Origin of the sequence: Halobaculum sp. CBA1158, assembly GCF_021431925.1 — an archaeon.
In the GTDB taxonomy this organism is placed as follows: domain Archaea; phylum Halobacteriota; class Halobacteria; order Halobacteriales; family Haloferacaceae; genus Halobaculum.
In genome coordinates, this window is record NZ_CP090371.1 from 2680929 (window position 1) to 2692460 (window position 11532).

An 11532-nucleotide genomic window follows, 5' to 3' on the forward strand; every position below is an offset into this window, starting at 1 on the left:
CGACGCGGACGGAGAGAACGGCGAGAACGGTCGACCGAACGGTCGGACGGCCGGACGGCCGCTCAGGCGTAGCGTTCCAGCTCGGGACGGTCGAGCTCCTCGAGCACGTCGCCGGCGACATCGTCGAGGAACGCGCGCCCGTCGTCGGTGATGCGGCGGCCCTCGCCCTGTGCGGTCTCGACGAAGCCCTCCTCCTCGAGCTGCTGGAGCGCGACGCGGATGATCTTCCGGGAGCCGCCCTCGTGCTCGGGCGGGCGGACGATGTACCGGTTCGAGCCGCGCTTCGCGCCGCCGTACTCGGTGGCGAGGCGCTCGACGCCGACGGGTCCGTTGTCGGCGACCTTCCGCAGCAGCGAGGCGGCGCGACGGAACCAGAAGTCCTCCTGCTGGGGGGGAAGCTCGCGGTCCTGGCCGGACTTGACGAACTGCACCCACTCCGGCTGCTCGATGCGATCCTCCAGTCGAGCGGCGACCTCGTCGATGAGGTCCTCCGCCGGGACGTCGTAGAGGGTAACCATACGGCCGAATTCACCGTCGTTCCGTTTAAAGTCGTCGTATCACCGTCGCGGGTGTCATCCGTCCCCGGGGACCTGCAGTCGCGGACGCCGCGGCTCGCGGCCGTCGCGGCTCGCGGGCGTCGCGGCCCGTCCTCAGCTGACGCTGTCGGCTCCGATCACGCTCACGACGGTTCCACCGATGATCACCGGAACCCAGTAGACGGCACCGCGATAGATGACGACAGCGCCCAGCGCCGCCGACGCCGAGATGGACACCGACGGGAGCGCCGCGAGCACGGCGACGAGCACCGCCTCGATGCCGCCCGTACCGCCCGGCAACGGCGTGACGCCCGCGATCGCGCCCATCGGCACGACGAACAGCATCGCCGAGAACGGGACGGGCTGGCCGATCGCCAGGAACGCGAGATACAGCGCGACCATCTGGAGCACCCAGCCGAGCGTCGAGGCCCCCAGCGAGACGGCGATCCCGGTTCGGTCGCCCGCGACGCGCTCGATCGCGCCGAAGAAGTGACCGATGCGCGACTCGACGGCCGCCTCGGTCGGCGCTGAGAACACGGGCAGGAGGCGGGCGACCCGACGGATCGCCGGGACGAAGACGGCGATAGCGCGGTGTTCGAGCGCGTAGCGGTTGCGCCACCCGAGGTAGACGATCGCAGGGACGAGGAGCGCGAGCGCGACGACGACGCCGGTCGCGAACTGGAGACGGGTACCGAACGTCGTCTCGGTGGCGAAGTACGCCGCGCCGACGAGCGCGAGCGTGATGGAGGGAACGAAGTTGAGCGTGTCGACGCTGGCGATGGCGGCCAGCCCGCGCTCGTACTCGGTGTCCGCCACCGTCGCGATGAGCAGCGCGGTGATCGGCTCGCCTCCGGCCTGTCCGAACGGCGTGACGTTGTTGGAGAACATCGCGCCGCTGAACACGAGGAACGACCGCACGACCGAGAGCCGAATCCCGAGCACCCCGAGCACGGTTCTGAGCGCGACGGACCAGGCGACGAGCCAGCCGAGGGTCGCGAGCACGACGAACCCGACCATCTCGAGGGAGGCCCCCCGAAGCACGTCGAGGAGGTCGCCGACGCCGACGAGATACAGGAGTCCGCCGAGGACCGCGAACGCGCCGAGGAACCCGAGGACGGTAGCGCGTAGCTGGTCCGAGTCCATGCGCCGACGGTGGGTCGGCGAGCGCTTCAAGCCTCCGAACCGCGAGTGGGCCGACGGACTGCCGTCCGGAAGGGAAACACCGTTGTCGCCGGCGGGAGAACGATCCGACGATGGACGAACGCGAGGCGCTCGCGCGGCTGGCGGCGACGCTCCCGGCCGCCGGCGACGACTGCGCGGTCGTCGGCGACCGCGTGCTCACGACGGACATGCTCCACGAGGCCACGGACTTCCCCGCCGGCGTCGACCGCTACACCGCCGGCTGGCGCTCGGTCGCCGCCTCGCTGTCGGACGTGGCCGCGATGGGTGCCGACGCCGAGGCGGCCGTCGCCGCCTACGGCGCGCCGACGTTCGACCCCGACGAGGTCGCCGACTTCGTCCGCGGCGCGCGCGACGCGTGCGCGGCGGTCGACGCCGAGTACGTCGGCGGCGACCTCGACGAGCACGGGGAGTTCACGGTCGCGACGACCGCGCTCGGGGCCACGACCGACCCGGTCCGTCGGGGGGGCGCGCGCCGCGGCGACGCCGTCTGCGTCACGGGGACGTTCGGCCGGAGCGCCGCCGCCCTCCGGGCGTTCGAGGCCGGCGACGCCGAGCGCGGGAACGAGCTGTTTCGGTTCACCCCCCGCGTCGCCGCCGGCGTCGCGCTCCGCCCGTACGCGACGGCGATGATGGACTCCAGCGACGGGCTCGCGCGCTCGCTGCACCAGCTCGTCGAGGCGAGCGACGTGAGCGACCTCGGGATGGACATCACCGAGTCGTACGTTCCCGTCGACGACGCGGTGCGGGAGGAGTTCGACGACCCCGAGGAGCGCCGAGAGGCGGCGCTGTTCTTCGGCGAGGACTTCGAGCTGGTGTTCACGCTCCCGAGCGACGCCGTCGAGGACGCCCGCGAAGCCTCGCCGACGCCGATCTCGGTGATCGGAAACGTGACGTGGGACGGGATCAGGATCGACGGCGAGCCCCTCCCCGACCGCGGCTACGGACACGGCGGCGGCTGAGTCGCCGCCGGCGGCCGCGTTGGGCCGGCGGCTGCGTCGGTCGGCGGGAACTACGCAATCACCGCGACGATGGTCCGATCGCGGGCGACGACGACCCGACCGCGGGCGACGACGACCCGACCGCGGACGACGACCTCACGACGACACTTGGATCGGGACCAGCAGGAAACACAGCAGTCCCAGTCCGAAGGTGATCAGGCCGACGGCCATCCGTCCGGGGTCGATCGCGGAGTCGTCGATCGGGTCCGCCGGACCGCGGTAGGCGATGAACGCCGAGAACAGCCCCCAGAAGGCCCACAGACCGACCGAGTCGTTGATCCCGCGGTTCTGGACGAAGTAGAGGTACCCCGCGAGGCCGAACAGGACGAACGGCACCAGCGCGGCGACCGTCTCCTGGCGCTCGCCGACCATCGCGCGGACGATGTGTCCACCGTCGAGTTGGCCGACCGGGAGGAGGTTGAGGACGGTGAAGAACATCCCGACCCACGCGCCCATGATCACCGGATGGGCGGTCTGTCCTCGGCCGTACTCGGTGGGTTGGCCGATCGCGTCGGCGATCAGTTCGAGCAACAGCGGCGTTCGGAACTCGATGTACTGGCCGGCGGTGACCTGCTCGGGAGCCGGGAACGGTCCGAGCGAGAGCCCGACGACGGTGACGACGACCGTCGCCGCGAGCCCCGCGAGCGGTCCCGCGACGCCGATGTCGAACAGCGCCTCGCGGTCGGGCATCTGGCCGCGCATACGGATGATCGCGCCCATCGTCCCGAACGGGACGACGAACGGGATGACGTACGGCAGCGACACGTCGACGCCGTGGCGGCGACCCATGACGTAGTGACCCAGTTCGTGGGTCAACAGCACCCCGAGCACGGCGGCGGTGAAGGGCCACGCCTCCAGCATCGCGAGGGGGTTCGCCCGGATCGCCTCAAACGGAACGCGGTACCAGGCGGTCGCCCCGACGAACAGGGTCGACAGTACGGTCGCGAGGAGCAGTCCGAGGTTGACCCAGGGGATCCCGTCAAGTCCGTTCGAGAACGGGCGGGCGACGACCACGTCGAGTCCGGTGTCGGTCTGGACCACCTGTACCTCGTACCCCCTCTCGCGGAACGCGGGCCAGATGCGCCGGGTCAACTCGCGCTCGCTCACGTCGCTCACGCCGTAATAGAGGACGCGATCGCCGTCCGTTCGAACCTCCGAGCAATGGAAGACGGCGTCGAGTTCGGGGGGACGCGGATGCTCCTCGGAAACCGCCTCACTCATCATCGCTCGTTCGGGACGTATCGGCATAAGTCCTCGGCGACGGAGAGGGTCCGCTGCGACGGTCGCCTCGGACCGTCACACGCAGAAAGCGACGCGGGGACCGACGCGGGGGCGCGGGGACCGCGAGTGCGCAGCCGCGTGTCGGGACTCAGTTCGTCGGCTCGATGCGCCACGTGGTCGCGGAGGTGTACGACCACTTCTCGATCGACAGGCCGCAGGCGGTGTCCTTGAGCTTCACCATCAGCGCGCCGATCTCCTTGGGCGAGAGGCCGACCTCGTCGGCGATGAACTTGCTCTTGAAGTAGAGGTCGCCGTCCTCTGCCTTCTCGCGCAGGAACGCCGCGAGGCGCTCCTCCTTGGAAGGCTCCTCGCTGGAGGGGTCGTCACTCGAGACGCGGTCGGTGTCGGAGGGTTGCACGGTTGCGCTCATTGTGTCACCTCGACTCGGTCTACGGAGTCGGGAGGGGATATAAAGTCCAGTCCGTTGACGGGGATTCGGCTCCGTTCAGGTCGATTCCCGGAGTAAAACGGACGGCACGGACGTTTCACGACTCTTCGTGAAGCAGTTAGAACGTTTATACTCGATTCTGAGAGCGTTTTCCGGATCGATGACGCCGTCGTTCGATTCGTCGCGTATGACAATCATTTCGCCGATCTAGTGGAGAATTATTCCGGCAGCCGTCAAGCGCGCGCTCGACAGCGGACGAAACGGCACCGAAAACGGCCGAGGAAGTGGTAGGGAGCTGATGCGTCTGGCGCGGTCGCCGCGGCGTCACTCGGAGCGCTCGTGGACCCAGAACTCCTCGGACTCGGTGGTCTCCTTTTTGAATATGGGGACCTCGTCCTTGAGCCGGTCGATACCGTCCTCGACGGTCCGGAACGCCTCCCTCCGGTGGCCCGCGAGCACGACGACGAAGACGATGTCCTCGCCGTCGACGATCGTGCCGACGCGGTGGTGCATCCGCACGTCGAAGACCCCCTCGCGTTCCTCGAGTTCGCGCTCGATGCGGGCCATGCGGTCGGCGGCGACCCCCTCGTACTTCTCGAAGGTGAGCGCCTCCGTCCGGTCGTCGTCGGGGGAGTCGCGCGCTCGAACGCGACCGGTGAACGTCGCGATCGCGCCCGAGCGGTCGGCCCCCTCGGCGGCCTTCGACGCCGCGACGAGCGACTCCAAGGTGACGTACGGGTCCGCGTCGCGGACGCGGTCGGCCAGGTCGGCCGGATCGAGGTCGGCCGCGTCGTCGACGCGCTCGATCACGTCGCCGGGGATGGCCTCGTCGCCGACGACGACCGTCGGGAGCCGGAGCCGCGAGACCCCCGCGAGGAGCGCGTAGTCGTGGGCGGGCGCGAGTCGGTCGAGCAGGTCGTCGACGCCGCCGTCGGTCCCCGCGCCGGTCCACGTCCCGTCGGAGTCGATCCGGTAGGCCGAGTCGGCGTCGGTGTCGTCGAGGCGGGCGTCGGCTCCGGCGTCGACGGCGACCCCGCCGTCGGCCTCGACGGCGTCGTCGACCGACTCGTCGCGGTCCTCGGATCGGACCGTGGCGACCCGACCGTCGAGGCGCGCCGCGAGCGGGGCGAGGAGGTCGGCCGTTCCCGGACCGACCAGCGAGAGCGTGCGCATGTGTGAGAGAGGGGAAGCGAGCGGCTTAGACCTTCGGCTCGTTCACCGGCGACCGCGACCCGGAACCGGGGATCGTCGTCCGCAGGCCGCGACGGCGACAGCGGGACCGCACCGCGACCGCGACGGCGACCCGGCCGCAACGCGATCGCGACAGCGCCGCGACCGCGACAGCGACAGCACCGCGACCGCGACAGCGACCGCACCGCGACGGGTCCGCTCCGGGAGCCTTAAGAGCGAAACGGGGGTAGGCGGGAGCAATGAGAGTAGTGCTGTCGCTCGGCGGGAGCGTCCTCGCGCCGGAGCTCGACGCCGAACGGGTGGCGACGTACGCGGACGCCGTCGAGCGGCTGGTGGGGGACGGATGCGAGCTCGGGATCGTCGTCGGCGGCGGCGGCGTCGCTCGGGAGTACATCGGGGCGGCCCGAGACCTCGACGCCAACGAGGTCCAACTCGACCAGCTCGGTATCGACGTGACGCGGGTGAACGCCCGGCTGCTGATCACGGCGCTCGGCTCCTCGGTCGACCCGTCGCCGGCCCACGACTACGACGAGGCGGCCGACGCCATCCGCCGCGGCGACGTGTCCGTGATGGGCGGCGTCACGCCGGGGCAGACGACCGACGCCGTCGCGGCGGCCCTGGGCGAGTACGTCGACGCGGACCTCCTCGTGTACGCCACCGGCGCGGACGGGATCTACGACGCCGACCCGAACGTCGACGAGACCGCAGAGCAGTTCGCCGAGATGACCCCCGAGGAGCTCGTCGAGGTTATCGTCCCGATGAGCCGGGACGCGGGCGCGTCCGCCCCGGTCGACCTGCTGGCGGCGAAGCTGATCCAGCGCGCCGGGATGCGGACGATCGTGCTCGACGGTCACGACCCCGAGGCGGTCGAGAACGCGGTACTGTACGGCGAACACACCGGAACGGACGTGGTTCCCGCCGGCGGGGAGGAGCCGTCGTACTGGGCGCAGCGATGAGCGCCGACGACCGGAGCCCCGACATCGATCCGCACGCCGTCGGGGGGCGCGGCGGCGACGGGGAAGCCGACGGGCACCGCGCCTTCTGGGCCGACGAGGTCGCCGACGAGGTGGAGGCGCGCGACCCCGACGAGCCGATCGTGATCAAGGGCGGGGTCTCGCCCTCCGGCATCGCCCACATCGGCAACTTCAACGAGATCATCCGCGGGTACTTCGTCGCCGAGGTGCTGCGCGAGCGCGGTCACGAGGTCCGGCAGGTGTTCACCAGCGACGACAAGGACGCCCTCCGGAAGCTCCCCCGGAAGCTCGCGGACACCGACGGCGACATCGTCGAACTGGGCGACGTGAACGCCGGCGCGCTCGGGGAGAACCTCGGGACGCCGTACACGGACATCCCGGACCCGTTCGAGGACGGCCACGACTCCTACGCCGCCCACTTCGCGGCCCTCCTGGCGGCCGACGCCGAGGCGCTCGGGATCCCCGTCGAGATGGTGTCGAACACCGACCTGTACGCCGACGGCGACTTCGACGACGTGGTCGAGCGCGTGCTCCGCAACGCCGACGCGGCCCGGGAGACGCTCGGCCAGTACCAGGACACGGTCGACGAGGACTACGTCCCGTTCATGCCCCAGTGTTCCGAGTGCGGCATGCTCACTCAGGACGTTGGCGAGGTCGACGTGGACGCTCGCGAGGTCCGGTACCGCTGCTCGGGCATCGAGGCCGGCGACCGATTCATGGACGGCTGCGGCCACGAGGGCGTCGCGTCCTTCCGCGAAGGGAAGCTCCCGTGGCGCTTCGAGTGGCCCGCCCAATGGGAGGTGCTCGGGGTCGACTTCGAGCCGTTCGGGAAGGACCACGCCGAGGGCTCGTGGCCCAGCGGCGTCGACATCGCGCGGAACGTGCTCGGAAACGAGCCGCCGGTACCGATGGTGTACGAGTGGTTCACGCTCAACGGCGAGTCGCTCTCCTCCTCGGAGGGACACGTCGTCACCGTCAAGGAGGTGCTCGATCTCATCGAGCCGGAGGTGCTTCGCTACTTCTTCGCGCGGAACCCGAAGAAGGCGAAGGACTTCGACGTCGAGCGGCTGGACCAGCTCGTCAACGAGTTCGACCGCTTCGAGCGCGCGTACTTCGGCGAGGAGGAGGCCGACGAGCGCTTCGCCGCGGTCGCCGAGCGGGCGTACCCGTTCGTCGTCGACGAGGTGCGCGAGGGGCGCGTCCGCCTGCCGTACACCTTCGCCGCCGTGCTGGGCATGGTCGACGACCGGGAGTTCCGGGTCCAACTGGCGAGAGACGAGGGACACTTCACCGACGAGACGCCCGAGTGGGCCATCGAGGACGCCCTCGACCGCGTCGAGCGCGCGCGTCGGTGGGCCGAGCGCTGCGACAACGAGTACAACTACCGCCTCCAGTCGGAGCTGCCCGAGCACGAGTTCGACGCGACCGTCGAGGACGCGCTCGACGACCTGGCCGACTTCGTCGAGGCGGGACACGACGGCGAGGAGATCCAAGGCGAGATCTACGAGACGGCCCGCCGGCACGACGTTGACGTGGGCGACTTCTTCTCGGCCGGCTACCGGCTGTTCTTCGACGAGACGCAGGGGCCCCGGCTGGGTGAGTTCCTCGGCGAACTCGAGCGCGAGTTCGTCGTCGCCCGCCTGCGCCGAGAGGCGTAGGGAGCCGCTGCGGCGTCGCCGGCGCTGTTCCGTCGCTTCGATGTGGTGTCGTCGCTGCGGCGTCGCCGGCGCTGTCCCGTCGATCCGAGATCGGCCGCGAGACGAACTTACCAGTCAGTCAATCGGGTTTCCCGGACCGAAACTCTTAGTGACCGACACCGGAAACGTCGGGTGATGCGGAAGAGCGGCCCGCCGCGTGGCCTCATCTCGTACATCGTGCTCGAACTCCTCGAGGAGAAGCCGCGGTACGGCTACGAGATCCTCAAGGAGATCACCGACATCAGCGGCGGGCATTGGGAACCGTCCTACGGCTCCGTCTATCCCATCCTCTACAAGTTCGAAGAGGAGGGGTACGCCGAACGGATCGAACGCGAGGACGAACCCGACCGGAAGTACTTCGCGCTCACCGACGAGGGTCACGAGCACCTCGCCGAGAAGCGTCGCGAGGTCGGCGGGAAGGCCCGCGACTTCGCGGACGTGATCCTGGGTTTCTATCACATGTACGTCGCGTTCGCGACCGACGGGCGCTTCGATGTCGACCCCTCGGACGACGACTGGTGCTTCGACGACGAGTACTCCGCGTGGATCGCAGAGCAGGTGATCCGCCACCACGAGCGCGACTTCGGTGAGTTCGAGCGCATCTCCGACAGCCCCGATGAGTTCCACGCGCGACGGGGCGACGCGGACGCCGGCGACGACGCAGAAGAGCGCCCCGGGGAACCGGAGGCGGCCCCCGATGGCGGCGCGCGCGACGCCTGAAGGCCGGTCGGGGCGATCCGGACGGCGCGGACGTCTTTCTCACCCCGAACCGCTCACAGCACCTGCGAGGCGAACATGACGACCAGCAGCGCTGCCAGCATCGTGAGCCCGATCGAGGTGGTGAGCGTCGTCACCAGTCGGTCGCGGTTCGCGACCGGGAGCCGGGAGACGACTCCCTCGGCCCCCATGCGGAGGATCCGTCCGCCGTCGAGCGGGTAGCCGGGGATGCAGTTGAAGATCCCCAGTTGGATGTTGATCCAGCCGGTCCAAAAGAGGACGTTCGCGAGGAGGAACACCGGCCCCTCGCCGAGGACCGCGAGCGGTCCGGTCACCTCGTAGAAGCCCGCGAAGTCGCCGTAAAAGCCCGCGAAGTTGTACGGGAGCGCCGGGGTGACGATGCTCGCGAGCGGGAGCAACAGCGCGGCGTACACGAGGCCCAGCGCCGACCCGGTGATGCCGCCGAGCCCGGGCGGGGGCGCGCCCGACCCGCCCAGCAGCGCGAGGTACGACTCCGCCGGGTACCGCTGGACGCCGAGGTCGTCGACGACGACGCCGGAGACGCCGCGGGCGACGGCGACCCCGATCAGGGGGTCCTCGTCGGTGCCGCCGAGGCGCACGTCGACCTCGCGGAACTCCCCGTCGGCGTACACCCGCAGGGTGACCGTGTCGCCCGCGTCGTAGGCGTCACCCGAGAGCGTTCGGTCGAGGTCGTCGTACTCCAGGATGCGCTCGCCGTCGATCTCGGTGATCGTGAGCGATCCCGAGAGGTCCGTCTGGTTGGCGAGCGCCCCGTTCGCGGAGACGTTCGAGACGTACGCGCCCAGCGGGGCGACCGTCTCCCCGTCGCTGGTCTCGACGCGCGCCAATTGGTGCTCGCGGGCGACCTCGCGGAACTGCGCGACCGTCCGGACCTCCGTGCCGTTGACCGCGGTGACCCGGACGGCGTCGCCCTCGGGGTCGATCGAGACGCCGAGGGGGTTCCCATCGGTCGCGCCGACGGCCGTGACCTCCCTGTCGACGGTGACGGTTTCGCCGCCCGCGAGCGTCACCTCGATCGACGGGTCGGTCGCGTTCGCGATCGCGGCGTCGAAGGCGTCGGCGTCGGCGACGGACGCCCCGTCGACGGCGGTGATACGGTCGCCGCCCTCGATCCCGGCCTCGGCTGCGGGCGCGCCCGAGTACGCGCCGCCGACAGCGAGGCCGGCGGCCGGAGCGATCGAGGCGACCACCGGACCGAACAGCAGCGCGAACGCGATCGCGGTGACGGCGAAGTTGTTGGTGACGCCGGCGGCGAACATCCGACTGCGCGCGCCGCGATCGGCGTTCGCCTGGCTCTCCTCGTCGGGTTCGACGAACGCGCCGACGGGGATCAGGGTGAGCAGGACGACGCCCATGGAGTCGATGTCGATGTCCTCGACCCGGCACAGCAGGCCGTGGCCCCCCTCGTGGACCACGAGCGCGATCAGCAGTCCGAGGACGATCTCGGGGGCGACCGCCAGCGGGAGGAAGTCGTTGACGCCGGGGATGATGAGGAAGTTCGAGGGCTGGTTCGCCTGCGTCTGGACGGGGTTCTGCAGGGTCGCCAGCGCCGAGAACACCAGGAATCCGAACATCCCGACCATCACGACGACGGCGATGCCGACGCCGACGTTGCTCCAGGCGCGCCAGAACCGCCTGGGGGTCGACAGCCAGTTGAGGAACGCGCGACCGCGGCCGGTGTGGATCGTCGTCAGCGGACCCTGGACGCGGACGCCGTTCGGGAGGTAGCCCCGCGACGCGAGCGTCATCATCGCGAACGAGTACGCGAGGGCTCCCACGAGGACCCACAGGAGCGTATTCATTATCGGTTTCAAGCCGCGAGCGCTCAAATGGGTTCGGGTCGGCGGTCGCGAACCGCGACAGCGCGGTGGTCGCGAACCGCGACAGCGACGGGGTCGATCCCCTCACAGCCGGCGTTCGAGCACGGGCGCGTCGAACGGTCGGTGGTCGAGTTCCTGGAGGCCGATCCGCTCGTAGCCGCGGTCGGCGTACCAGTCGAGCAGGAACGGGTGGTCGCTGAACGATCGGAGGCGAACCCGGTCGCCGCCGCGATTCGCGACGACGCCCTCGGCGTGATCGAGCAGGGCCGCGCCGATCCCCGTGCGCTGCTGTTCGGGCGCGACCGCGAGGCGACACACCTCCGGGCAGGGCCAGTCGTCGCGCTCGCGGAGTTGGACCGCGCCGACGATATCGCCGTCACGGCCGGCGTCGCCTGCATCCCCAGCGTCGGTCCGGTGGGCGTGTCCGCGGGCGCGGGTCGCGACCCAGCACTCGCGCTCGGCGAGCCAGCCTCGAACGGCGTCCGCGTCGGCGTCGGCCGCGCTGCTCGGGAACCCGGCGTCGGCGAGGCGGCCGTAGGCGGCGCGATACAGCGCCGCGAGCGCAGGCGCGTCGGCCGACTCGGCCGGCCGGATCGCGGGGTCGGTCACGGCCGGGACTGCGGCGCTGGCGGGCAAGAGGGGATCGGTCGCGGCAGCACGCCGAGGGGAGACGACCCGGCGGCGCGACGCTGACGTAAGCCCCAAG

11 protein-coding genes are annotated in these 11532 nt (G+C 70.5%); 4 read left to right on the forward strand and 7 right to left on the reverse strand.

Annotation, left to right across the window (positions count from 1 at the left end; translation table 11 throughout):
- Nucleotides 1-62 precede the first annotated feature (62 nt).
- Together Hbl1158_RS14005 and Hbl1158_RS14010 are read right to left on the reverse strand one after the other, a co-directional pair.
- A complete protein-coding gene (locus Hbl1158_RS14005; RefSeq protein WP_234297868.1) occupies nt 63-518 on the reverse strand; it encodes a 30S ribosomal protein S19e in 456 nt (151 codons plus the stop codon).
- A gap of 132 nt (nt 519-650) precedes the next feature.
- Nucleotides 651-1679, reverse strand: coding sequence for a lysylphosphatidylglycerol synthase transmembrane domain-containing protein (locus Hbl1158_RS14010; RefSeq protein ID WP_234297869.1), 1029 nt, complete (start codon nt 1677-1679; stop codon nt 651-653).
- A gap of 110 nt (nt 1680-1789) precedes the next feature.
- On the opposite strand from Hbl1158_RS14010, the gene thiL reads away from it, so the two are divergent.
- On the forward strand, nt 1790-2677 hold the full coding sequence (gene thiL / locus Hbl1158_RS14015; RefSeq protein WP_234297870.1) for a thiamine-phosphate kinase: 888 nt from the start codon (nt 1790-1792) through the stop codon (nt 2675-2677).
- Nucleotides 2678-2812: 135 nt separating this feature from the next.
- Here the strand turns inward: thiL and Hbl1158_RS14020 are convergent, their stop codons facing one another.
- From Hbl1158_RS14020 to Hbl1158_RS14030, 3 genes are all read right to left on the reverse strand, one after another.
- Complete coding sequence (locus Hbl1158_RS14020; protein ID WP_234297871.1) at nt 2813-3937, reverse strand: site-2 protease family protein; 1125 nt, start codon at nt 3935-3937, stop codon at nt 2813-2815.
- Nucleotides 3938-4085: 148 nt separating this feature from the next.
- Nucleotides 4086-4367, reverse strand: coding sequence for a hypothetical protein (locus Hbl1158_RS14025; RefSeq protein ID WP_234297872.1), 282 nt, complete (start codon nt 4365-4367; stop codon nt 4086-4088).
- Nucleotides 4368-4709: 342 nt separating this feature from the next.
- Entirely contained in the window at nt 4710-5558 is an 849-nt protein-coding gene (locus Hbl1158_RS14030) for a molybdopterin synthase (protein ID WP_234297873.1), read from the reverse strand.
- A gap of 257 nt (nt 5559-5815) precedes the next feature.
- Between Hbl1158_RS14030 and pyrH the strand changes: the two genes are divergently transcribed.
- The 3 genes from pyrH (at nt 5816) to Hbl1158_RS14045 (ending at nt 8967) form a co-directional block, all read left to right on the forward strand.
- The gene (gene pyrH, locus Hbl1158_RS14035) at nt 5816-6532 is read left to right on the forward strand and encodes a UMP kinase (RefSeq protein WP_234297874.1); all 717 of its coding nucleotides are present in this window, start codon (nt 5816-5818) and stop codon (nt 6530-6532) included.
- Nucleotides 6529-8208, forward strand: coding sequence for a lysine--tRNA ligase (lysS, locus tag Hbl1158_RS14040; protein WP_234297875.1), 1680 nt, complete (start codon nt 6529-6531; stop codon nt 8206-8208). Before pyrH ends, lysS begins: the two co-directional genes overlap by 4 nt.
- A 174-nt stretch (nt 8209-8382) precedes the next feature.
- Nucleotides 8383-8967: a PadR family transcriptional regulator gene (locus Hbl1158_RS14045; RefSeq protein WP_234297876.1), complete on the forward strand. Its 585-nt coding sequence runs from the start codon at nt 8383-8385 to the stop codon at nt 8965-8967.
- A 53-nt stretch (nt 8968-9020) separates the two neighbouring features.
- Here Hbl1158_RS14045 and Hbl1158_RS14050 read toward each other — a convergent pair whose 3' ends face one another.
- Both Hbl1158_RS14050 and Hbl1158_RS14055 read right to left on the reverse strand, forming a co-directional pair.
- Entirely contained in the window at nt 9021-10808 is a 1788-nt protein-coding gene (locus tag Hbl1158_RS14050) for a site-2 protease family protein (protein ID WP_234297877.1), read from the reverse strand.
- 102 nt (nt 10809-10910) lie between these two features.
- A complete protein-coding gene (locus Hbl1158_RS14055; protein WP_234297878.1) occupies nt 10911-11435 on the reverse strand; it encodes a GNAT family N-acetyltransferase in 525 nt (174 codons plus the stop codon).
- Nucleotides 11436-11532: the final 97 nt, after the last annotated feature.